The sequence below is a fragment of the Mesorhizobium sp. RCAM 05099 genome, assembly GCF_059683685.1.
On the sequence record NZ_CM185035.1, the window covers coordinates 3,451,294 to 3,474,041 of the forward strand.

Consider the following 22,748-nt stretch of genomic DNA (forward strand, 5'->3'; position numbering starts at 1 on the left):
GTGTTCGACGGGTTCAGCGCGATCTATGTCATCTATGCTGCAGCCGCGCTTACCGGCGTCCTGATCGCCGAGGCCTGCTATCTGCTTTACGCCGGCCGCAGCGACAAGCGGAGTGCCATCAACCGGCGCATGAAGCTGCAGGGAAACAAGATCAGCCAGGAGCAGGTGCTGATCCAGCTGCGCAAGGAGCGCGGCCTCGATGCGGGGACATCGGTGTTCTCGCCGGACCGGTTTCGTGCGCTGCGCACCCAGTCTGGCATGATCATGCCGCAGCCGAAATTCCTGATGATCACCTCCGGCGTGGCATTCGCCGCCGCTCTGGTCGCCATCTGGTACGGCTTGCCGCTATTGATGGGGCTCGTGCTGTTTGTCGTGCTGGTGCCGGTGGTGCCGGTGATGACGATGCGTTCCATGCGCAAGCGCCGGCTGAAGCGGTTCGGCGTGCAACTGCCGGAGGCACTGGAACTGATCACGCGCGGCCTGAAGGCCGGCCATCCGGTGCCGGTGGCGATCGCCATGGTGTCGCGTGAGATGCCCGACCCGATCGGCACCGAGTTCGGCGTCATCGCCGACGAAGTGACCTATGGATCCGATCTGGTTTCAGCGTTGAACTCGCTGTTCGACCGGGTTGGCCATGAGGACCTGCCGCTGTTCGTCACCGCCGTCTCGATCCAGACCAGTTCGGGCGGCAATCTGCGCGAAATCCTCGATGGCCTGTCGGCGACGATCCGCGAGCGCGGCAAGCTGCGCCGCAAGGTGCGGGCCATTTCGACCGAAGGCCGCATGTCGGCTTATATTCTGACGGCAATACCGGCACTGCTGTTTGCCGCCATCATGGCGCTGATGCCTGAGTTTTATCGCGACGTCTGGGGTGTGCCGAAAACCTGGTACCTGATCGGCGGGTCGATCACCTGGCTGATGCTGGGCAATCTGATGATGTTCAAGATGTCGAATTTCCGGTTCTGACATGCAGGGCTTCGTCGAATTCCTCGCCTCGCTTGCACCGACCTCGCTGATGCCGGTGGCCATCATGCTGCTGGCTGCGGGCGCTATCGCTGTTGCCTGGCCGATGGTGGCGGCGAAGGGCGACCGTAACGAAGTCAAGCGCCGGCTCAAGGTCGACGACGGTCCCGTGGCCGCGAAGCCCGAGCCGGTGCAGAAGAAGAATGCCGGCGTGGTGCGCGAGAAGGCAGTCAAGAAGGCACAGGAATTCTATGCCAGGAGCGACCCGGAAAATGTCGCCCGGCTGCGCATGAAGCTCATCCAGGCGGGTTACATGGAACCGCGCGCCGTCGGCATGTTTTTCCTTGTCCGGTTCACGGCGATGATCGGCACGGCGATCGGTGTCTTCGGGCTCAACCAGTGGATGGCCAGTCCGGACGCGACAATGGCCAGCCGTTGGACATTCGTCATCCTGTCAGGCGCGGCCGGCTATTTCCTGCCAGGCCTGGTGCTGAGCCAGAAGGTGCGGGAAAAGAGGCGCGAATACCGCAACGGCTTTCCCGATTTCATGGACCTGATGATCGTCTGCTCGGATGCGGGCATGAGCATGGAAGCCGGCATCGAGCGCGTCTCGAGGGAACTCGCCAAGACCTATCCGGCGCTCAGCCAGAACCTGCAGCTGGTGTCGCTGGAGCTGAGGGCAGGGCGCAGCCTCGATGATGCGCTGAAGGCGCTTGGTGACCGTCTCAGCCTGGACGAGGTTCGCTCCTTCGCCACGTTGTTGCAGCAGTCGAAGGAGCTCGGCACCAGCCTGTCGGGGGCGCTGCGCGTCTTTTCCGACGAAATGCGCCACAAGCGCATGTCGCTGGCCGAGGAAAAGGCGCATGCCTTGCCAGCCAAGATGTCGGTGCCGGTGACGTTGTGCATCCTGCCGGTGGTGCTGATGATCGCGATCATCCCGATCATCGTCAGGATGACCTCGCATTAGGATGTATTGGATTTCAGATGAGGCCGGCCTGCAAGGGCTGCGGTACGTCGGGATTTGCAAAGCCGGCAAATGAGCGCTGAGAAATGCGGCTGCTCCATGACGGCAGCGGCGCTCAAGGTCCTGGGATCGTGAGAACTCCGCTCGCGCCTTTGCCGCAATGGTTCCTCTGGGAATAGGAAGCCTTGCGGCCTGTGCCTGGTGGTTAATGGCTGGTGTGCGGGAAACCAAATCTTAGGTGCATTTCGGCACCGAAGTTTAATCGCTCTTCTGTATCGTAATTCCTGAAGAAACGACCCGGCAAATCGGGCGACGGGGCAGGGGCATGCGTCATACAACTTTCACGGCGGCGGCCGCGATGGCGGCGATTCTTATGGTAACCGGCTGTTCGACCAGCACCATCGACAAGACCAAGACCACGGCTATTCAGCCGGCGGCAAAGGACGTCGACACCTCTGATCTGGCGCAAGGCAAGGCGCAGTTTCGCGACGCCAATTACGGTCTTGCCGAACAGCACTTCCGCAAGGCCGTCGAGCTGAAGGCCGACAACGCAGAGGCCTGGATGGGGCTAGCCGCGTCCTATGACGAGCTCGGCCGCTTCGACTTCGCCGACCGCGCCTACAGCCAGCTTTTGAAAGTCGCCGGCCGCAAGCCGCAGATCGTCAACAACATGGGCTATTCGCAACTGCTGCGCGGTAACAAGAAGAAGGCCAAGGTGCTGCTGCTCGAAGCGAAGGCCGGCATGGCTGATCCCACGGTCGTCAACGCCAACCTTGCTCTGCTGAACAAGGGTTGATCTGATGCGTCCCGGCAGCCGGTCCGGTTTCGGGACACATGGCATCGACACTTTGTAAACCGTCTCCGCAGGTCGGGTCGAAAGATCAGTTGAAAACCATATCTGAGGGCCGTCGCTGACCTAGAATGCAGCGCAACCGCCGACGCTCAAGGGGCCCTCTCCAAACATGCTGGACTTCAGTTCGCTCCTGCTCGCAGCCGCGCTGTCGGGCACCTGCCTCAGCATCACCATGTTTGCGATCTGGTTCGCCGCGCCCAAGGCAGGCTTCGTCCTGACGGTGGCGTGCGGCATTCTGGTGCTCGTCGCGCATGTGATCCTGTTCTGGCGGTACGCCAGGGAACCTGATCCGCTGCTTTGCCAGATCGCGCTTGCGCTGCTCAGTCTGGGGTTCCTGATCCTGTGCCTGTCGGCCATGCAGTATCTCGGCGTGCCCGGCTACCGGCGTGCCGTCGCGCCGACGCTTGCCGCCATGGCCGTTTGTGCGGTCGTGACCTTCTTCGGCCTTGATGGCGTCGGCTTCATCATCACCTACACGACGGTGACCGCGCTGCTGGCGGCGATCGGGGCCATGTTCTGGATCAACGGCAGCCATGATCGCCGGATCCTGCTGGTGGTTTCGTTTCTGAGCGGCACCTGTGCGGTATCGTTTGCCCTTTGCGGTCTTGTTCTGCTGACCAGCGGGCAGTGGACGCTCGGGGCCGCGCCCGACAACTGGGCCGAACGACTGAATACCGTCGTGGCGGTGGCCTGCATGACCGGTCTCGGCGCATTGACGCTGTCCCTCCACCATCTGCAGGCGCAGATCGAGCTGAAGGCCGAGACCATGACCGATCCGTTGACGGGACTGATGAACCGTCGCGGGTTGAAGTCACTCTATGGCGAGCGGACTTTCGGTCCGTTCATGTCCATCGTCATGTTTGACCTCGACCATTTCAAGAGGACGAACGATGTCTATGGCCACCCGGTGGGGGACCAGGTCCTGTGCCGCTTTGCCGCTGTCATCAAGAAGTATGCCGGGACCGGCGTCGACGCCTTTCGCCTGGGCGGCGAGGAATTCGCCATCGTCATGTCGCGGATGACCGAAGAGAGGGCGTATGATCTCGCCAGCAAGATCGGCGTTGCCTTCGGCACCGAAATCGTTGCCACCCAGAACGGTCCCTTGCGCAGCACGGTCAGCGGCGGCATCGGCTTTGGCGAGGCAAGCGGCAGCAGCCTCGATGAAGTACTGGCCGAGGCCGACGCGGCGCTCTATGCCGCCAAGCGCGCCGGGCGAAATTGTGTCATCAGCCAAAAAAGGACGGGCAAGGCCGAACCGGTCAAGCCGGCCTTGCGCTCCGCGTGACTTACTCCGCGGCTCCCAGATAGTCCGACAGCGGCGGGCAGGAGCAGACCAGGTTGCGGTCACCGGCGACATTGTCGATGCGCGACACCGGCGGCCAGTATTTTGCGGCGGTGTCGGCATCGCCGGCGGGATAGGCCGCTTCCAGGCGCGAATAGGGGTGGGTCCACTGACCGGCCAGCGCCTCGGCGGCGGTGTGCGGTGCGTTGACCAGCGGGTTGTCGGCCAAAGGCCATTCGCCCCTGGCCACCTCCGCCGCTTCGCCTGATATGGCGATCATTGCCTCGCAGAAGCGATCGAGCTCCCGCTTCGGCTCGGACTCGGTCGGCTCCACCATCAGCGTGCCGGCGACGGGGAAAGACATGGTCGGCGCATGGAAACCATAGTCGATCAGGCGCTTGGCCACGTCGTCGACGCTGATGCCGGCACTGTCTTTGAGCACGCGGGTGTCGAGAATGCACTCATGCGCGACGCGTCCCTGCCTGCCCTTGTAGAGCACGGGGAAATGCGCGCCGAGCCGCGTTGCCACATAGTTGGCGGAAAGAATCGCCGTTTCAGTCGCCTGCTTGAGGCCAGACGCACCCATCATGCGGATGTACATCCAGGTGATCGGCAGGATCGAGGCGCTGCCGAACGGAGCCGCCGACACGGCATGGGCCGAGCCTTCGGTGACATGGCCGGGCAGATAGGGCTTCAGATGCGCCTTGACGCCGATCGGGCCGATGCCGGGACCGCCGCCGCCATGCGGGATGCAGAAGGTCTTGTGCAGGTTCATGTGGCAGACATCGGCGCCGATGTCGCCGGGGCGCGCCAGGCCGACGAGGGCGTTGAGGTTGGCGCCGTCGAAATAGACCTGCCCGCCATGCTCATGGATCAGCGCGCAGAGGTCGCGCGCGCCTTCCTCGAACACGCCATGCGTCGAAGGATAGGTGAACATCAGCGCGGCGAGATTGTGCGCATGTTCGGCCGCCTTGGCCTTCATGTCGCCTATGTCGATGTTGCCGTCGTCGGTGCAGCGCACGACGACGACGCTCATGCCGGCCATGGCGGCACTTGCCGGGTTGGTGCCATGCGCCGAGGACGGGATCAGGCAGACGGTGCGGTGATTGTCGCCGCGCGAGCGGTGGTAGCCGCGGATGGCGAGCAGGCCGGCATATTCGCCCTGGCTGCCGGCATTGGGTTGCAAGGTGACGGCGTCGAAGCCGGTGATCTCCGACAGCCAGCCCTCCAACTCGCCGATCATGGCGCGATAGCCGGCCGAATGCGCGGCCGGCGCGAAGGGATGCAGGTTGGCAATGCTCGGCCAACTCACCGGCATCATCTCGGCGGCGGCGTTGAGTTTCATGGTGCAGGATCCCAGCGGGATCATGGCGCGGTCGAGCGCCAGGTCCTTGTCGGCGAGCCGGCGCAGGAAGCGCATCATGTCGGTTTCCGATTTGTTTTCATGGAAGACAGGCTGGGTCAGGAACTCCTTGCCGCGCGGTTTGCCGGGCACCGTGCTGCCGGCCGAGGGACCAGCCTTGGCGCCGAACAACGCCGCGATCGCGTCGAGATCGGCATCGGTCGAGGTTTCATCGAAGCTGATGCCGAGATGGTCGGCGTCGATGACGCGCAGCAGCCGGCCGGTCTCTTCGGCGGCCGTCGCGATCTGCGCGGCCTTGCCCTTCGCTTCCACCGTCACCGTGTCGAAACGGCTGGCGCCGATCACCGACACGCCTGCTGCCTCGAGGCCGCTTGCCAGACGGTTGGCGAGCGCATGGATGCGGCCGGCAATCGCCTGCAGGCCGGCGGGGCCGTGCCAGATGGCGTAAGCGGTCGCCATGTTGGCGAGCAGGGCCTGCGCGGTGCAGATGTTGGAGGTCGCCTTGTCGCGGCGGATATGCTGCTCGCGCGTCTGCAGGGCAAGCCGATAGCCGGGACGGCCCTTGCTGTCGGTGGATTGGCCGACCAGGCGGCCGGGCATCAGTCGCGTCAGCTTGTCGGAAACGGCGCAATAGGCAGCGTGCGGGCCGCCAAAGCCCATCGGCACGCCAAAGCGCTGCATCGGGCCGACAGCAATGTCAGCGCCGAGTTTTGCTGGGGCGTCGGTCAGCGTCAGGCCGAGTGGGTCGGCGATGAACACGACCAGCGCGCCGGTCGCACGGGCCTTTTCGATCGCGGCCTTGTGATCGCCATAGACGCCAAACGTGTCCGGCCAGGAGACGAGCAGGGCGGCGGTGTTGTCGTCGATCGTCTCGCCGTCGATCTCGATACCGAGCGGCTCGGCGCGGGTGCGCACCACGTCCAGAGTCTGCGGATGCGGCGTGCCGGCAAGCGCTATCTTGGTGCGCTTGTCGCGATGGTGGCGCAACGCGATGCCGACGGCTTCCGCGACCGCTGTGGCTTCATCAAGCAGCGAGGCCGACGCCACCGGCAGGCCGGTCAGCTCGGCCACCAGCGTCTGGAAGTTGAACAGCATTTCGAGCCGACCCTGGCTGATCTCGGCCTGGTAGGGCGTGTAGGCCGTGTACCAGGCCGGGTTCTCGAACAGGTTGCGCTGGATGACCGGCGGGACGTGGACGCCGTGATAGCCGGCGCCGATGAAGCTCTTCAGCACCGTATTCCTGGCCATCGTCGCCGAAAGCTCGGCCAGCGCTTCCGCCTCGCTCGCCGGTGCGGGCAAGGCAAGCGGCCGGTCGAGCCGGATCGACTTCGGCACGGACTGGCTGATCAGCGTCTCGACCGAGGGAACGCCGATGGCGGCGAGCATCGCTCTGGTATCATTGAGGCCCGGGCCGATGTGGCGGGCCGAGAAGGGGTAGGGTGCTGCGGTCATCTTGTCCAAGTCCTGATATCAGCCGATATGGGCTTTGTAGGCGGCCTCATCCATGAGGCCCGCGAGCTGGCTTTCGTCGGCAAGCTTCATCTTCCACAGCCAGCCGGCACCAGTCGCCGCCGAGTTGACCAGTGACGGATCCGAAGACAGCTTGCCATTGGCCTCGGTGATTTCGCCATCGACCGGCGCGTAGACGTCGGAGGCCGCCTTGACGGATTCGACCACGACGGCGGTGTCGCCCTTGGACAGCTTCCTTCCCGTTTCCGGAAGTTCGACGAAGACGAGGTCGCCGAGCTGTTCCTGCGCGTAGTCGGTGATGCCGACGGTGGCGACGCCGCCCTCGACGCGGAGCCACTCGTGATCTTCGGTGAAATAGGTCGTTGCCATGAAGATTATCCTTTGCGGTAGCGATGCGGAGTGAAGGGCAGGGAGCTGATATCGACAGGGATTTTCGTGCCGCGCACGTCGGCGAAAAGCCGTGTTCCGGGCTTTGCCAGTGGTGCCGCGACATAACCCATGGCGACCGGATGGCCGGCCGACGGGCCGAAGCCGCCTGAGGTGACATGGCCGGCGGGCTTGCCGTCGCCATCGAAGAGCGCAGCACCGGCGCGCACCGGCTGGCCGCCGTCCGGCTTCAGCCCGACGCGCTTTTGCGCGGGTCCTCGTTCCACGCTGGCACGCAGGGCGTCGGCGCCGATGAAAGCGCCGGAAGCGCGGATCTCCTTCGGGATCGCCCACATCAGCGCGGCAGCGACCGGGTCGGTCTCCGGCGTGATGTCCTGGCCATGCAGGCAGAGTCCGGCTTCCAGCCGCAGGCTGTCGCGAGCGGCAAGGCCGATCCACAGCACCCGCTCATCTGCAAGGAGTTTCGCGACAAGGCCGCGCGCATCGGCCTCCGGCAGGCCGATCTCGAAACCGTCCTCGCCGGTATAGCCTGACCGGCTCATAAACCAGTTCTTTCGTGGTTCGACACCGTGCATGAACAGCAGCGACCCGGTCTCGATGCCGGCACGGGAAAGGGCTGCCCAGGCTTCCGGTCCCTGGATGGCCAGGAAGACGCGGTCGAGGGGCTCGACCCTGGCGTCGAAACCCTTGGCAAGCTCACGCAGATGCCCTTCGTCCGCGACGGCATTGCCGGCATTGGCAACCACCATGAAGCGCTCGTCGCCGAGCCTGGTCACGATCAGATCGTCGAGAATGCCGCCTGCTTCATTGAGGAAAAATGTCAGTTTGGACTGGGAGATTTCCAGCGCGCCGGCATCCAGCGGGCAGGCGCGGTTGAGGAGCGAAGCCGCTCCCGGCCCGCTGACCTCGAACAGCCTCATATGCGAGATGTCGAACAGGCCGGCATGTTCGCGGGTGTGAAGATGCTCCTTCATGACGCCGGCCGGATAGGTCAGGGGCATCGACCAGCCGGCAAAGGCGCCAAAGCGCGCACCGGCGGCCACATGGATATCTTCGAGGGGAAGGTGTTTGGTGTCGTCGCCCGTCATGTCGTCTCCAGAGTCGCACGCAATCGGCCGCTGATGGCGACCAGTCCGTGCCCCTCTGTCTGAAGCCTGAGAGACTCGCGCAGCCGGAACTCTGTCAGCGGCGCTTACACCTTCGGCGCGGGGGCAAGCCCCGACTTTCCAGAGTGTCTTTCCCGTCTACGGTTCTTTTGCCTGAGAGATTTCGGGCGATTTCCCCTTCGGCGACAGCTCTCGCTGCTCTCTCCCGCAAACAGGTAGGACTCAAAACCTGAGCCCTCGACGCGCCATCCATAGCCCGTCGGCGACACCTTGTCACCTCCCAGCGACATCTAAAGCGCATCGAGCTGAAACGGATTCACTTAGCTCTTTGATTTTTGCGCGTGTCGTTCTCCGAAACCGCTGCACATTCTTGGGCGACATGCATTGGCCGGCAAGTCTTCGCTAACCACGCCGTTTGCCGGTTTTTCAAGACACTCCTGATATACCGGCAAAAATGACGCTTTGGGCCGGTTTCTGCTGGTAGCTGGGGACGACAAATGGGCGAATTGATCATGAGCGCGCCGGTGGCGGGGCTGACCTCGAAAAGCCGCATCGCCGCTGAAGACGTGGCCATGTTGCGCCACGAAGTGTTCGGCGACGGCGTGGTTACGCGCGGCGAGGCCGAGGCGCTGTTCGCTCTCGACGCCACGGCGCGGGAGAAATGCCCGGAATGGCCGCCGTTCTTCGTCGAGGCGGTTACCGACTACATCGTTCACCAGGAAAAGCCTTCCGGCTACATCTCGCAGGACAATGCCGACTGGCTGATCCGCACGATCTCGCGTGACGGCATGGTCGACAGCCGGACCGAACTCGAATTGCTGGTGCACGTGCTGGAAAAAGCGCGGTCGTCGCCGGGCCGGCTTTGCGTCTATGCGCTGGAGCAGGTCGCCCACGCGGTCATCGATGGCAAGGGGCCGCTGATGCTCGGTGGTACGTTGGTTCCCGGACTGATCGCCAAGGCGGAGGTCGAGCTGCTGCGCCGCATCCTCCATGCCCATGGCGGCGACGGCAACATTGCCATCACCCGCGCCGAGGCCGAGGTGCTGTTCAGGATCAACGAACAGACCGCCCAGGCCAACAACGATCCGTCCTGGAACGACCTGTTCGTCAAGGCGATCGCCAATTTTGTCATGTGCTCGGCCGGCTATGAAGCACCGACACGCGATGTGGCGCTGCGCCAAGAATCCTTCCTGGAACAGGCCGATCCGCAAATCGGCAGCTTCTTCAGCCGCATGATGTCGGGTGGATTTGCCGGCCTCATGGAGGCCTACCGGTCCCCGGACGACATCGAGGCCGAATGGGAGGCCAAGAACAGGGCGGCCGAGGCATTGGCCCGTCGTGCCGAGACGATCGATGCCGGCGAAGCCGGATGGCTGATCGAGCATATCGGCGTCGACAGGCCCTTGTACGAGAACGAACGCGCACTGCTGACGCTGATCAAGCACGCCACGCCGGAGATTCATCCGGCGCTGAAGCCGCTGCTCGACAAGGTCGCCTGACAAATATTGGGTCGCCTGACCAGTCTTGGGTTGCCTGGCCAGTCTTGGGTTGCCTGATCAGATCGGGTCGACGTCGATGTAGATCCGGGCCAGGCCTTCCCTGACGCTCGACATGGCGTCGGCGACACTGATGCTGATGTGGTCATGCATGAGCCTGGCGGCGCTGTCGGCATCGCGGGCGACCATGGCGCGGGCGATGTCGCGGTGTTCGGTGTAAGTCGTCGACAGCCGCCGGTGCTTTTCCACTTCGATCTTGCGCACGAAATGGATGCGCGTGTTGATGCCTTCGAGCATGCGCGCCAGTTCGGAATTGCCTGACAGTCTGGCGATGCGGATATGGAATTCTTCGTCCCTGGCTGTCAGTTCGGCGCTGGAAAACGCGTCCGCGCGCGCCATGGTGTTTGCCCACCAGTCGACGAGCGCGGCGAGGTCCTCATCCGTGGCACGCTGGATTGCCAGCCTGACGGAACGCTCCTCGAGCACGATGCGCACGTCGGAAAGATTGACGACCTCCTCGACATCGAAGCCGCGACAAAAGAAGCCGCGATTGGTCTGGAAGGTGATGAGCCCCTCCGTGACAAGCCGCTGCAGGGCCTCGCGGATCGGGCTGCGGCTGACATTCAGCCTGGCGGCAAGCTCCACTTCGTTGATGCGTTCGTTCGGCTTGAAGCGATAGTCCATCGCCATCCGGCGGATCTCCGCATAGACCCGCGGCCCGGTCTTGATCGGCTTGGATGTCAGCGCTGCGCTGTGGTCCTGGCTGCTTTGCCTGTTGGATCGGAGCATGGCGTCGGTCAAGCCTTTGCGGCGCTCGGCGCGTCGAACCGCACTTGTGCGGGGAGTATGCCGTCGAGGGCGATTGGCGCGGCGCGCCCGGCGATCAGATCGGCGACGATGCGGGCCGATCCATGCGCCATGGTCCACCCGATATGACCATGGCCGGTGTTCAGCCAAAGGTTCCTGATGCCCCGCTGGCCGAGGACCGGCAGATTGTCGGGCGTCATCGGTCTGAGGCACGCCCGCATCTCGGCGCGATCATAGTCGATGCCGCGCGGGAACAGCTCCTGCGCGACGCGTTTCATGAAGGCGAAATCCGAAGGCTTGTGGCTGCGATCATAGCCGGCGAATTCCGCGGTGGCGGTAACGCGGATGCGATCGCCCATCGGCGTGATGGCAACGAGATTGTGCTCGTCGATAACGGGAAGCTTTGGGGCCAGGGCCTGGTCGACGATGGGAATGGTCAGCGAATATCCCTTGATCGGATAGATCGGCAGGCCAAGGCCGATCTTGCGTGCGAGGATCGGGCTCTCCGCGCCCAGACACAGGACGTAGCCGTCGGCCAAAACCTCACCCTTGTCGGTGGTCACCCGGGTGATCGCACCATTGCTGCGTTCGATGCCGAGGATCCTGGTTCCCGTCAGGATCTTGCCACCTCGCGACTCGATGATGGCCGCCAGGGCGCGCGTGAACTTGGCGGCGTCGCCGGTTTCGTCGGTTGGACACAAAATACCACCGGCAATGCTGTCGCGCGACGAAGCAAGTGCCGGCTCGCGGTCAACGATTTGCTGCGCGTCGACAATGCGGATCTCTTGGCCGTCGGCTTCCAGCAGGCGCATGTTGGCGACGCCCTTGTCGAGCGCCTGACGGCTGCGATGGAAGTAAAGGATGCCGGCCGACGTCCTGTCATATTCCAGGCCTTCATCCCTGACGACCGCCTGAAGGACCGATTGGGAATGAACCGCCAGGCGATGCTTGAGGAGGGTGTTGCGGCGCGCCTTGGCGGCCGTGCATTGCATGAGGAAGCGCAGCGACCAGGTGTAGAGATGCGGGTCGGCGGAGAGTCTGAAGCGAAGCGCCTGGTCTTTCAGGAACAGCGATTTCAAAAGGATTTTTGGCGCGGCAGGCGATGACCAGACGAAGGAATGGCCGGGCGCGATCATGCCGGCATTGGCCCAGCTCGCCCCCTCGGCCACCTGCGGCGCCTGCTCGAGAACGGTGACCGCGTGGCCATCCTTTTGCAGCTGATAGGCGGTGGTTATCCCGACAACGCCCCCGCCCAAGATCACTACGTGCATCGCCGCCCCGAATGGCTGTCGTTTCACTGTCGACAATTCAATAGGAAGACGTCGATCGTTGTCAACGGCGCACGCATTGGCGACCGGGAAGTGGTTCGTTCAGACCGAAATTCCCACGTTTTTTCACCCTTCAAGCCTCGGGTGCCTCTTGACACCTTCGACATTGTCGCCGTTTTCTATTGTCGACAATTCGGATTGGCATCTGGAAAGGGGACTGCATTTGGACACCCCGGTTACACGCGCCGAAGACACTCTCGTCCTCGACAAGGAACACATTCCATTCAAGACGGATGACGGTATCGGCACCCGCGCCAATCTCGGTCTGCTGGTCCTGCGAACCGATCAGACCATCGAGGACGAATTCCGCTACGCACTGCCCGCGCGCGACGTCGCGCTCTACGAGGCCCGGCTTTACAGCGATGTCGAGATCACGCCGGAGAACCTGATGAAGATGTCGGCGGTGATCCCCGGCACGGTCGGCCTTTTGCCCGACGTCAAATTCGATGTGATCGGCTTTGCCTGCACGTCGGGAGCGCTTGTCATCGGCGAGGACAAGGTCGCCGCGCGGGTGCACGAGGTGCTGCCCGGCGTACAGGTGACCAACCCGGTGACGGCGGCGCGCGCCGCGCTGAAGGCCCTGGGCGTCTCGCGGATCGCGCTGCTGACGCCCTACCTTGCAAAAATCAATCATTCGCTGCGCGCATCGCTGATGGCGCGGGGCATGGAGATCCCGGTCATGGGCTCTTTCAACGAAGCGGACGACAATGTCGTGGCACGCATCACGCCGGCATCGGTCAAGCAGGCCATTCTCGAGATCGGCGCGTCCAGCGAATGCGAAGCGGTGTTCGTTTCGTGCACCAGCATGCGTGTTGCCCGGATCATCGAGGAGGTCGAGACGGAGCTGAAGAAACCGGTCACCTCGAGCAACCATGCACTTGCCTGGCACATGCTGCGGCTCGGCGGCGTCGCCGAACAGATCGCCGGAAAGGGCGAACTGTTTCGCCGCCCGCTTTAGGGACGGTCGTGCTGGTGGTACCAAGGGAGGGGCTAGGCGCTGCTGTCGCTGTGGTCGGAAAGATCCCGCATGGCGGCGGTAACCAACCTCACCAGCTCCGATTGCCGGCGCACGCCGGTTCGGCTGTAGGCAGCCTTGAGATGATAGCGAACCGTGTTCATCGAGATGCCGGCGCGATCGGCATAGGTTTGCAGGTCTTCGTTGGCGGCGATGGCCGCGACGAGTTGCGCCGTGCCTCTTGGCAGGCCGAAAAGTGCTGCGATCGTCTGTGCGTCCGACCGCGCCTTGAGCAGCGGGTCGTGGATTATGAACATGACGCCGCGCGGCCTCGAATTTGTGGTGCCGACGCCATGATCGAGGAAGAACGGGGCAACCATGACGCCATAAGGTGGTCTACCGGCAGCCCGGGCAGCTCGCACGACGCCGCCGGCGCCGCCTGAGCGGACATCGTTTTCGAGTTCCGCGAGCTTGTTGTTGGCGGCTCGGCTCAAGGCTAAAAGCCGGCCGCCACGGCCAATCGACAGACCGTCACCGGCATCGGCGATCCGGCGAGCCGCGGCGTTGACGAACAGGCTGCGCCCGTACTCGTCGAGCGCCACGACACCAGCGGCGAGCCGGTCGCACATTTCGGACATGGCGCCTGCCGCGCCTTCGAGTTCTAGAAAACTGCGGCGAAGCTGCAATGCCCGTGCAAGGTGGGGCATGAGCGCTTCGAGCCTGGCGATATCGTCGTCGTCGAAGGGCTTGCGGTCACGCGGCCGCTGCAGGCCGACCATGGCGAAACGGCCCTTTGTCGACGCGAGCGTCCCGCCAAGGCATTCTTCCAGCCCCAGGGGCCGGAAGAACTCGTTGAAGAAAATGCCGGGTTTTCGGGTCTCTTCCGGAAGCAGCCGATAAGTGGGCATGGCGGTGCCGGCAGGCAAGGCCATGAACGCCCTTGGTGCCGGGTCCAGTGCGGTGAAATCGCGCTGATAGCGATCCAGCACCTCACCTTTGAAAAGGCCGACGGAAGCCTGCGCCGACACCTCCGGCCGCGCCGCATCGAAATCCAGCAATATGGCCGTGGCGACGTCGAACAGGCCGCCGAGGAGGTCAAGCGAGGCGTCAAATTCCGCCCTGTCGCGCACCCCAAGATAGAGCGCGTCGAGAAACTGCGTCTCGCGCTTCTGCACCAAGGTCAAGCCCGCCCCCGGTTTCCGGCAGCGGCGCACCCCATAATCGGAGCACGCAGCATGCCCGAAAAGAAGTTCTGTCTGAGTTACCCCGGCCGCATCGTCCCCAACTGGAGGCAGGTTGTCAAACGGTGCCTTGGTGGAAGCCAGGATCAGCGCTGAATGAAAAGGACCTCGCCGCCTACCCGTTTGGGTAGGGTTCTCCAGTCGTGAAACTGCTCTTCTACCCGGAGGGACGTCCACTCAGGGAGAACAACACATGACCATATTGCGTAAAGTGCTGGCTCTTGCATTTGCTGCCGGCCTTGGCTCGACAACGCTGGCCTTCGCCGGCGGGATGACGCCGGAACAACAGGCCGATGCGCGCACGAAGGTCGAAACCGCCGTGGCGCTAGCCAATATCGCCAAGGCCGACAAGGACGGCGAAGCAATGCTTGTCGCCGCCAGAATGCTGGCCGAGGCCGGGCCGGTGGCTGAGCAGGGCGCCAAGATGAAGGACGGCAAGCCGGTCCTCATGGACACAGGCAAGATGGCCAAGATGGCCAAGGAAATGGGCGCCGATGCCAAGAAGGCCGATGCCGTTGCCAGCAAGGCCACGTCCAGCGGTGAAACGGCGCGCAGCGATGGCTACTGGTACTACAGCTGCGATTCCTACAACAATTGTCAGTGGATTTACGCCGGCTATTGAGCGGGGCCGGGGGGCTCATGCAAAGCCAAGCGTAACTGATCGGCCCGTGGCCTCCGCGGGCCGATCATCCTTTTGTCGGTGGGTCAAATCCCGCCATACCAGTCGTAGCCATTGTCTTCCCAATAGCCACCGCGACCACCGCCGACATTGGCGAAGCCATCGACCAGTTCGATCTTGTAGAGATATTTCGGCATCTTGTAGCCGAGCTGGCGTTCGACACGGGCACGCAACGGCGCGCCGTTCTCGACCGGCAGCGGCTTGCCATTCAGGCCATAGGCGAGGATCGTCTGCGGGTGGCGAGCATCGATCAGGTCGATGGTGCCGTAATATTTGATGTCGCCGGACAGGCTGCGATCGATCGTATCGAGGCAATGGAACATGACGTAGCGCGCCTGTGGCTTGACCACCGCCTGGTCCAGCACCAGAGACAGCGGTGTGCCGGTCCATTTGGCGATGCAGCTCCAGCCTTCGACGCAGTCGTGGCGGGTGATCTGGGTGCGGCTCGGCATGTTCATCAATTGCTCACGGCTAAGCGACAGCGGCTTTTCGACAAGGCCGGAAACCTCAAGCCTCCAGTCGGCGAAGTTGTTGGCGAGCAGACCCTTGTAGACATCGTCGTCCGGTGCCGTGACGCCGTTCGGCCGCTGCGGCTGACGGATGTCGGCCTCGGTGAATTCCGGCGCCAGCGCGTCGCGGCCGGCGAGCAGGCGTTGCGCGCGGTATGTCAGGTCATTGGCGTTTTCGAGGAAACCGCGCAGGCCGCCGCCGATGCTTAGCTGGCTGTCGAAGGCGTCGCATCCCGACAGCATCATGCCTGAAGCGCCGAGGCTGGCCGCGGTCAGGAACTTTCGGCGGCTGATCTGAAATTTCGCCATGTCACGCACTCCTCTGCTCGGTTTCGTCCTCATGTACCGGAGGGTCGGTGCGGTACCAGCCGGTGATGATGGAGCGCAGTTCGTTGATCGGGCCGGCGGCGAGGATCATCAGCATGTGGATGACGAAGAAGGCGACCAGCAGCACCATGACGGTGAAATGGATGGTGCGTGCGGTTTGTCTGCCACCGAGCAGATCGTTGAGGAACGGCAGCACCGAATTCATGCTTGGCGACATGGCCAGACCGGTGATGATCATCAGCGGCAACAGCACGAACAGCACACCGCCATAGGCCATCTTCTGCAGCGTGTTGTATTCGCGCGTGTGGTGGAACCTGAGCTTCGCATGGTCGACGATGTCCCGCGGCAATCGCTTGAGATCATCAAGGCGCGGGGCGAGGTCGCGGCGCAGATGGCCGTTGATCAGACTGGCGACCAGCCAGACGAGCAAGGTCGTGGTCAGTATCCAGGCAAAGAAGAAATGCACGACACGCGCGGTGCCGAGATCGTAGTAGGACGGGATTGTCGCCCAGGACGGAAAGCCGCGCGCCGTCTCGTTGCCCGCCGGACCCGACCAGCCGAGCACCCCGGTGGTGTCGAAGCGCTTGCCAAAGACCTCGGTGTAGCCGCGCGGCCCGGCGTCGGTATTCTCGGCGCCGATGGCGAAGACGGTATTGTTGTACTCGAAGCCCGACTGCTTGCCGATGTAGAGCTGCGGGCGGGCGTTGAAGATCTGCAGGCCGGAAAGCAGCATGAAGAACAGCGAGATGGCCCAGAGCCAATGCGTCAGCCGCGTCCAGCGCGATTGCCGGTAGATCAGCGTTTTGTCGCTCGAAGCGGGAGCGCCCGGTCCCGCGGTGGATTGGCTTCTGGCAACGGATTCCATGTTTGTCTCGTCTCCCGGCCTCGCGGCGTGGCCTGCGCGTTCATTGTCCTCCTGATACGTAGCGATCCAAACCGATGTTTCATCCGATCACGGATTTATTACGAGTTGCCGAGGCTGACGGCGAGGTTGACGACGGCAGCGACGATGACCGTGTTGAAGAAGAACGACAGGATCGAATGGACAAGGACGACACGGCGCATATGCGAGGTCGTTATGGCGGTGTCGGCGGTCTGCGCGGTCATGCCGATGACCGTCGCGAAATAAAGGAAATCCCAACCCTCAGGCCGCTTGCCGCCAGGAAAATCGAGGCCGCCGACCGGGATCTTCTTCTTGGTTTCGGCATCGATCGCATCGCCGTCCATCCAGTAGACATGGGCATAGTGGAGCGCCGCCATGGCATGGATGGTGAACCAGCCGAGCGGGATCGACAACAGCGCAAAGCTGAGTTCGATGGGGTCGCGGCCCTTGTGATTGATCAGCTGGAACAGCAGGACCGTGGCAACGGCGACAACACCAAGCGTGACGGCAAAGATGCCGAGAACCGGCAGGTCGATCTCACGCGCATTCTTGCTCAGATAGCGGCCGGTGAGCAGCGGCATCTGGGCAATGACCAACACGACAAAGGCGGCGAAGAATATATTGGCGCCGATCAAAATCGAGTAGGCTAGCGGCACGCCCGAGATGAGCGCGATCACGAATGCCGGTATGCCGACGCAGGCAGACATCGCGAACTGCATGTGCCGGTGCACTGGCGTCTTGATCGGCGTATCGATCGTCATGGCTCAGCCCGGTGTGGCGGATTTGAGCGCCCGCCGCAAGATGCGGTCGAGTTCGCCAAGGAACCGCGAGCGATCCTGCGGCGCGAAGCTGGCATTGTAGCCCTTGCTTTCGCCGGTCTCGCGCAGATGCTGCTTGAGGTCGCGCATCGCCACTGCCATGCCGATCGTTTCCGGGGTGAAGGGGCGCCCGGTGGGTCCGAGCACATGTGCGCCGAGCGCCACCGCGCGCGCCGCAAGTGGAATGTCGGCCGTCACCACGATGTCATTGGCGCGCGCATTGTCGACGATCCAGTCGTCGGCGGCGTCGGCTCCCTTGGAGACGACGACATTGCGGATCATCGGATCGCGCGATGGCCGCAAGCCGCCATTGGAGACGTAGGTTACCACAACGCCATGGCGCTCGGCGACCTTCTCGACCTCGGCTTTGACCGGGCAGGCGTCGGCATCGACGAGGATTTGGGGGCTGGAAGTCACTGGGCGGGCACAAGTCCAAGAAGCAGCTGCGTTACAATCGGGTCACGATCCACTAGCCCTTTTGGCTTGCGATCGGAAGTCACCGCAACCAACCTTGGCGTGTTCAGTTCTTGCATCCTTTGCAAGGCGGCCACGTTGTTGGCCGTTTCGGGAATTGACTGATCAGAGAAGCCGTAGAGCGAGCGAACCGGCGCTGGGTCGGTCCCGTGTATGGCATCGATGAATGGTTTTGCATTGAACAGTGGCACAGGTGACTGTTCGTAGTCGTCCTTGTCTGTCAGTTGCGAGAGGATCACATCAGCCCTGGCCGACGCGATGTAGGCCCCTCCGGAATCAGCTATTATAATCAGCAGGTTGGGGTCGTAGTGAACGAGAACCGAGATGTATTTCGCTATGATATCTGCCTTGTAGTAGTCGCCTCTGCCCAACTGCAGCGACACGGCTATCGGTTGACCGAGACCAAGGTTGCCAACGATGCGCTTAAGGTCGTCCAGCCCGCCTTTGCCGTAAAGATCGCCGGAGACTTTAATGTGTCCCACCGGGACGATTGTCTTTTCCGCTTCTTGCTTGAATTTCGCGCCCCAGCCGCCGGGTCCCGCCAATTCGCTGATTTTTCCCGAGCCGATCCCATAAGCAAGCAGCGGAATGATCATCAGCGCGATCAGCGTCGTGCTGTCGCCAAACGAAAATCGCTTGATGCTGTACGCGAGGCCTGTTCCTACGATCAAAACGCCGGCGGCAAAGAGGATCGGCAGCATCGTCTCCCCCAACTGCTTTAAAGCATGTCTGGGGAATTCATATCACATCTTGTCTTGTCGGTCCGTTCGGCTTTGGACCCTTCGGCGAAGTTGGAAAAGACCAAGGGGGCGGGTGCAACCACCCGCCCGCCCGTTTCACGCCGGCAAGACGCCGGACTTCTTCGCCGTCCATGTGGCGATGTAGTCCATCAGACCGGGATTGAGGCAGTCGTAGGGTTCGAGCCCGATTGTCCTCAGCTGTGCACGGATGCCGTCCATCCGCTTCGGGTCGACACCGGATTCGATGATCGAGGACACGAAAGCGGCAAAGCCCGGCGGCGACCAGCCGTCCTCCACGAAGCGTTCGGGGTGGATGAAGGACAGGCCCTTGAACGCATGGTCGCGCTCGACCGGCCCGTGCATGTGGACGCCGCAGCCGGTGCAAGCATGACGCTGGATCAGCGCCGCGGGATCGACCACTTTCAGCTTGTCGCCGTTCTCGGTGACCGTGACGTCGCCCGTGCCCGCCACGGCGACGACCGAGAAGATCGCGCCTTCGGGCTTCCAGCACTTGGTGCAGCCGCAGGCATGATTGTGGGCGATCTGTCCCTTGACCTTCACCTTTACCGGCTTGCTAGTGCAAGCACAGACCAGCGTGCCGCCGGCGAAGCTGGCGCTTTCCTTGGGCAGGCCATTGTCGATTTTCGGATGCAGTTTCTCCGCCATTCTTTTCTCCTCCCAGTTTTGAACCACAGAGGTCGCAGGCCGGTTGGTCGGCGGCTTGTGGTCTTCCTCAGTAAATCACCACGCTCCGGATCGATTTGCCCTCATGCATGAGGTCGAAGCCCTTGTTGATGTCCTCGAGCTTCAGCGTGTGGGTGATCATCGGGTCGATCTGGATCTTGCCGTCCATGTACCAGTCGACGATCTTCGGCACGTCTGTGCGGCCGCGCGCGCCGCCAAAGGCGGTGCCCATCCAGGTGCGGCCGGTGACCAGCTGGAACGGCCGCGTAGAGATTTCCTGGCCAGCACCGGCAACGCCGATGACGACCGACTTGCCCCAGCCGCGATGTGACGATTCCAGCGCCTGGCGCATCACCTTGGTGTTGCCGGTGCAGTCGAAGGTGTAGTCGGCGCCGCCGATCTGGTCGGCGCCGCGCTTGGTCATGTTGACGAGGTGGGGCACGATATCGCCATCGATTTCCTTCGGATTGACGAAATGCGTCATGCCGAATTTCTCGCCCCAGGCCTTCTTGTCGTTGTTGAGGTCGACGCCGATGATCATGTCGGCTCCGGCAAGGCGGAGCCCCTGAATGACGTTGAGGCCGATGCCGCCGAGGCCAAAGACCACGGCCGTCGCGCCGATCTCGACCTTCGCCGTGTTGATGACAGCACCGATGCCGGTGGTGACGCCGCAGCCGATGTAGCAGATCTTGTCGAAGGGCGCGTCCGGGTTGACCTTGGCTAGCGCGATTTCCGGCAGCACGGTAAAGTTGGAGAAGGTCGAGCAGCCCATATAGTGGAAAATCTTGTCCTTGCCGATCGAGAAGCGCGACGAACCGTCCGGCATCAGGCCCTGGCCCTGCGTGGCGCGGATGGCGGTGCACAGATTGGTCTTTCTGGACAGGCAGGAGGGGCACTGCCGGCATTCGGGCGTATAGAGCGGGATGACGTGGTCGCCCTTCTTGACCGAGGTGACACCCTTGCCGACATCGACCACCACGCCGGCACCCTCATGGCCCAGGATCGCGGGAAACAGGCCTTCCGGGTCGGCGCCGGACAGCGTGAACTCGTCGGTGTGGCAGATGCCGGTCGCCTTGATCTCGACCAGCACTTCGCCCTCGCGCGGACCGTCGAGGTCGACCTCCATGATCTCCAGCGGCTTTCCGGCGGCGACAGCGACAGCGGCGCGGGTTTTCATCAGACAATCCTCCCAAGGCGATTTTACGCTCAAGCTTTCAGGTTTTGGCGACGCGATCAACTGGAAGCTGGTGCCGAAACTGGGCCACAGCGGCGAATTGGAATCGCAAATCGATTGAAAGGCAGTGATTTGCATGGTCGGCTTGACCCTGCAAGCACAGGCCATAAAAGGAACGGCCGACCTAGGGATGCTATCCGCATGTTCACCAAGATCCTGATTGCCAATCGTGGCGAGATTGCCTGCCGCGTCATCAAGACGGCGCGCAAGATGGGCATCGCCACCGTCGCCGTCTATTCCGATGCCGATCGCGACGCCGTGCATGTCGAGATGGCCGACGAGGCGGTTCATATCGGACCTTCGCCCGCCGCGCAGAGTTATTTGCTGCCTGAAAACATCATTGCCGCCTGCAAGGCGACGGGCGCGCAGGCCGTGCATCCGGGCTATGGCTTCCTGTCGGAACGGGCTGCCTTCTGTGAGGCACTGGAAGCGGAAGGCATCGTCTTCATCGGCCCGAAACCCAAGGCCATCAAGGCGATGGGCGACAAGATCGAATCAAAGAAGTTCGCCAATGCAGCGAAGGTTTCGACGGTGCCGGGCTGGCTCGGTGTCATCGAAAATGCCGACCATGCCGAGAAGATCGCCGGCGAGATCGGCTATCCCGTGATGATCAAGGCCTCGGCCGGCGGCGGCGGCAAGGGCATGCGCATCGCCTGGAACCAGTCGGAAGTGCGCGACGGTTTCGACCGGGCACGCTCGGAAGCCAAGAGCTCGTTCGGCGATGACCGCGTCTTCATCGAGAAGTTCGTCGTCGATCCGCGTCACATCGAGATCCAGGTGCTGGCCGACGCGCATGGCAATGCGCTCTACCTTGGCGAGCGCGAATGCTCGATCCAGCGCCGCAACCAGAAGGTGGTCGAGGAGGCGCCGTCGCCGTTCCTCGACGCCAAGACACGCAAGGCCATGGGCGAGCAGTCGGTGGCGCTGGCCAAGGCGGTCGACTATCAGAGCGCCGGCACGGTCGAGTTCATCGTCGACAAGGACAAGAACTTCTATTTCCTTGAAATGAATACACGATTGCAGGTCGAGCACCCTGTGACGGAGCTGGTCACCGGCATCGATCTGGTCGAGCAGATGATCCGCGTGGCCGCCGGTGAAAAGCTTGCCTTGAAGCAGAGTGATGTGAAGCTGAACGGCTGGGCGGTGGAAAGCCGACTCTACGCCGAGGACCCGTACCGCAATTTCCTGCCATCGATCGGCCGGCTGACGCGCTACCGTCCTCCGGAAGAAGGACAATTCGGCGATATCGTCATCCGCAACGACACCGGGGTCACCGAAGGCTCGGAGATCTCGATGTTCTATGATCCGATGCTCGCCAAGCTGTGCACTTGGGCGCCGACGCGCATTGAGGCCATCGACGCCATGTCGGAGGCGCTCGACAGCTTCATCGTCGACGGCATCGAGCACAACATCCCGTTTCTGGCGGCGCTGATGCAGCATCCGCGCTGGCGGGAAGGGCGGATATCGACGGCCTTCATCGCCGAGGAATATCCCGACGGCTTTGCGCCGATTGTACCCAACAGCGAGGAAAAGGCCGTTCTGGCGTCGATCGCCACAGCGGTGGAACTGCTGCGCCGTGATCGACTCGACCGGCTGGGCGGGCGCCTTGCGCCACATTCGGGCGTGCTCAAACGCGACTGGGTGGTGAAGATCGGTGAGGGCTATTTGTCGGCGTCCATCCTCGAAGGCATGATTTCCATTCCGATGGAGATCGATCTGTCGATCGAGGGTGGCAAGGTGCTGACCGTTTCATCCGACTGGCGGCCGGGAGACCTGATCTGGCGCGGCACGGTCGGCCAGCGCAAGGTCGCCGCTCAGATCAGGCCGGTTGCCAATGGTTTTCGCATCGCCTGGAAGGGCATGTCAGTGACCGCGCGCGCCATGCTGCCGCGCATCGCCGAACTTGAAAGGCTGATGCCGGAAAAAGTGGCGCCGGACACGTCGAACCTGCTGCTGTGCCCGATGCCCGGCCTCGTCGTGTCGATTGCGGTTGCCGAGGGCCAGGAGGTCAAGGCCGGCGAGACGCTGGCCGTGGTCGAGGCGATGAAGATGGAAAACGTGTTGCGCGCCGAACGCGACCTTGTCGTCTCGAAACTCAACGCCAAGCCGGGCGACAGTCTGGCTGTCGACGCGGTGATCATGGAATTCGCCTGAGATTGAACCGGGCAGGGCGTGGCAAGCCTGT

Annotated in this window: 21 protein-coding genes and 1 riboswitch; of the genes, 8 read left to right on the forward strand and 13 right to left on the reverse strand. The window is 62.8% G+C overall.

Going from position 1 to position 22,748, the window contains the following annotated elements; translation table 11 throughout:
* From AC56QQ_RS16950 to AC56QQ_RS16965, 4 genes are all read left to right on the forward strand, one after another.
* On the forward strand, nucleotides 1-966 hold the full coding sequence (locus tag AC56QQ_RS16950) for a type II secretion system F family protein (protein ID WP_489861771.1): 966 nt from the start codon (nucleotides 1-3) through the stop codon (nucleotides 964-966).
* Between the two features lies 1 nt (nucleotide 967).
* Complete coding sequence (locus tag AC56QQ_RS16955) at nucleotides 968-1,930, forward strand: type II secretion system F family protein (RefSeq protein WP_489861770.1); 963 nt, start codon at nucleotides 968-970, stop codon at nucleotides 1,928-1,930.
* Between the two features lie 322 nt (nucleotides 1,931-2,252).
* On the forward strand, nucleotides 2,253-2,723 hold the full coding sequence (locus AC56QQ_RS16960) for a tetratricopeptide repeat protein (protein WP_489861769.1): 471 nt from the start codon (nucleotides 2,253-2,255) through the stop codon (nucleotides 2,721-2,723).
* Between the two features lie 166 nt (nucleotides 2,724-2,889).
* A complete protein-coding gene (locus tag AC56QQ_RS16965) occupies nucleotides 2,890-4,065 on the forward strand; it encodes a GGDEF domain-containing protein (protein WP_497128784.1) in 1,176 nt (391 codons plus the stop codon).
* Nucleotide 4,066: 1 nt separating this feature from the next.
* Here the strand turns inward: AC56QQ_RS16965 and gcvP are convergent, their stop codons facing one another.
* From gcvP to gcvT, 3 genes are read right to left on the reverse strand one after another with little or no spacing between them, the layout of a single operon-like run.
* Entirely contained in the window at nucleotides 4,067-6,877 is a 2,811-nt protein-coding gene (gene gcvP, locus AC56QQ_RS16970) for an aminomethyl-transferring glycine dehydrogenase (protein ID WP_497128786.1), read from the reverse strand.
* Between the two features lie 18 nt (nucleotides 6,878-6,895).
* Entirely contained in the window at nucleotides 6,896-7,264 is a 369-nt protein-coding gene (gcvH, locus tag AC56QQ_RS16975; RefSeq protein ID WP_256750460.1) for a glycine cleavage system protein GcvH, read from the reverse strand.
* 5 nt (nucleotides 7,265-7,269) lie between these two features.
* Nucleotides 7,270-8,370 (reverse strand): glycine cleavage system aminomethyltransferase GcvT, encoded by a 1,101-nt coding sequence (gene gcvT / locus AC56QQ_RS16980; RefSeq protein WP_497128789.1) that lies wholly within the window; start codon nucleotides 8,368-8,370, stop codon nucleotides 7,270-7,272.
* A gap of 149 nt (nucleotides 8,371-8,519) precedes the next feature.
* Nucleotides 8,520-8,606, reverse strand: a riboswitch (glycine riboswitch).
* Nucleotides 8,607-8,885: 279 nt separating this feature from the next.
* Between gcvT and AC56QQ_RS16985 the strand changes: the two genes are divergently transcribed.
* Nucleotides 8,886-9,887, forward strand: a complete 1,002-nt coding sequence (locus AC56QQ_RS16985; RefSeq protein ID WP_489861764.1) for a hypothetical protein — start codon at nucleotides 8,886-8,888, stop codon at nucleotides 9,885-9,887.
* Between the two features lie 57 nt (nucleotides 9,888-9,944).
* On the opposite strand, the gene AC56QQ_RS16990 is transcribed toward AC56QQ_RS16985, so the two are convergent.
* Together AC56QQ_RS16990 and AC56QQ_RS16995 are read right to left on the reverse strand one after the other, a co-directional pair.
* The gene (locus AC56QQ_RS16990) at nucleotides 9,945-10,673 is read right to left on the reverse strand and encodes a GntR family transcriptional regulator (protein ID WP_497128791.1); all 729 of its coding nucleotides are present in this window, start codon (nucleotides 10,671-10,673) and stop codon (nucleotides 9,945-9,947) included.
* Between the two features lie 8 nt (nucleotides 10,674-10,681).
* Nucleotides 10,682-11,962 (reverse strand): D-amino acid dehydrogenase, encoded by a 1,281-nt coding sequence (locus AC56QQ_RS16995; protein WP_497128793.1) that lies wholly within the window; start codon nucleotides 11,960-11,962, stop codon nucleotides 10,682-10,684.
* Between the two features lie 220 nt (nucleotides 11,963-12,182).
* Between AC56QQ_RS16995 and AC56QQ_RS17000 the strand changes: the two genes are divergently transcribed.
* On the forward strand, nucleotides 12,183-12,977 hold the full coding sequence (locus AC56QQ_RS17000; protein WP_497128795.1) for a maleate cis-trans isomerase family protein: 795 nt from the start codon (nucleotides 12,183-12,185) through the stop codon (nucleotides 12,975-12,977).
* 32 nt (nucleotides 12,978-13,009) lie between these two features.
* On the opposite strand, the gene AC56QQ_RS17005 is transcribed toward AC56QQ_RS17000, so the two are convergent.
* On the reverse strand, nucleotides 13,010-14,158 hold the full coding sequence (locus tag AC56QQ_RS17005) for a helix-turn-helix transcriptional regulator (RefSeq protein WP_497128797.1): 1,149 nt from the start codon (nucleotides 14,156-14,158) through the stop codon (nucleotides 13,010-13,012).
* Between the two features lie 250 nt (nucleotides 14,159-14,408).
* Here AC56QQ_RS17005 and AC56QQ_RS17010 point away from each other — a divergent pair, with 250 nt between their 5' ends.
* Nucleotides 14,409-14,837: a hypothetical protein gene (locus tag AC56QQ_RS17010; protein ID WP_489861759.1), complete on the forward strand. Its 429-nt coding sequence runs from the start codon at nucleotides 14,409-14,411 to the stop codon at nucleotides 14,835-14,837.
* An 83-nt stretch (nucleotides 14,838-14,920) separates the two neighbouring features.
* On the opposite strand, the gene AC56QQ_RS17015 is transcribed toward AC56QQ_RS17010, so the two are convergent.
* The 7 genes from AC56QQ_RS17015 to AC56QQ_RS17045 form a co-directional block, all read right to left on the reverse strand.
* Nucleotides 14,921-15,712 carry a molybdopterin-binding protein gene (locus AC56QQ_RS17015; protein ID WP_497128799.1) on the reverse strand — a complete coding sequence of 264 codons (792 nt, stop codon included), beginning with the start codon at nucleotides 15,710-15,712 and terminating at the stop codon, nucleotides 14,921-14,923.
* 1 nt (nucleotide 15,713) lies between these two features.
* Nucleotides 15,714-16,595 carry a cytochrome b/b6 domain-containing protein gene (locus tag AC56QQ_RS17020; protein WP_489861757.1) on the reverse strand — a complete coding sequence of 294 codons (882 nt, stop codon included), beginning with the start codon at nucleotides 16,593-16,595 and terminating at the stop codon, nucleotides 15,714-15,716.
* Between the two features lie 98 nt (nucleotides 16,596-16,693).
* A complete protein-coding gene (locus AC56QQ_RS17025) occupies nucleotides 16,694-17,374 on the reverse strand; it encodes a DUF1345 domain-containing protein (protein ID WP_489861756.1) in 681 nt (226 codons plus the stop codon).
* Between the two features lie 3 nt (nucleotides 17,375-17,377).
* A complete protein-coding gene (locus AC56QQ_RS17030) occupies nucleotides 17,378-17,848 on the reverse strand; it encodes a YaiI/YqxD family protein (protein WP_256750448.1) in 471 nt (156 codons plus the stop codon).
* The gene (locus AC56QQ_RS17035) at nucleotides 17,845-18,606 is read right to left on the reverse strand and encodes a hypothetical protein (protein ID WP_497128801.1); all 762 of its coding nucleotides are present in this window, start codon (nucleotides 18,604-18,606) and stop codon (nucleotides 17,845-17,847) included. Before AC56QQ_RS17035 ends, AC56QQ_RS17030 begins: the two co-directional genes overlap by 4 nt.
* A 135-nt stretch (nucleotides 18,607-18,741) precedes the next feature.
* Nucleotides 18,742-19,311 carry an S-(hydroxymethyl)glutathione synthase gene (gfa, locus tag AC56QQ_RS17040; protein WP_489861754.1) on the reverse strand — a complete coding sequence of 190 codons (570 nt, stop codon included), beginning with the start codon at nucleotides 19,309-19,311 and terminating at the stop codon, nucleotides 18,742-18,744.
* 67 nt (nucleotides 19,312-19,378) lie between these two features.
* The gene (locus tag AC56QQ_RS17045; protein WP_497128804.1) at nucleotides 19,379-20,506 is read right to left on the reverse strand and encodes an S-(hydroxymethyl)glutathione dehydrogenase/class III alcohol dehydrogenase; all 1,128 of its coding nucleotides are present in this window, start codon (nucleotides 20,504-20,506) and stop codon (nucleotides 19,379-19,381) included.
* A 198-nt stretch (nucleotides 20,507-20,704) separates the two neighbouring features.
* Here AC56QQ_RS17045 and AC56QQ_RS17050 point away from each other — a divergent pair, with 198 nt between their 5' ends.
* Nucleotides 20,705-22,717 carry an acetyl-CoA carboxylase biotin carboxylase subunit gene (locus AC56QQ_RS17050; protein ID WP_497128806.1) on the forward strand — a complete coding sequence of 671 codons (2,013 nt, stop codon included), beginning with the start codon at nucleotides 20,705-20,707 and terminating at the stop codon, nucleotides 22,715-22,717.
* Nucleotides 22,718-22,748: the final 31 nt, after the last annotated feature.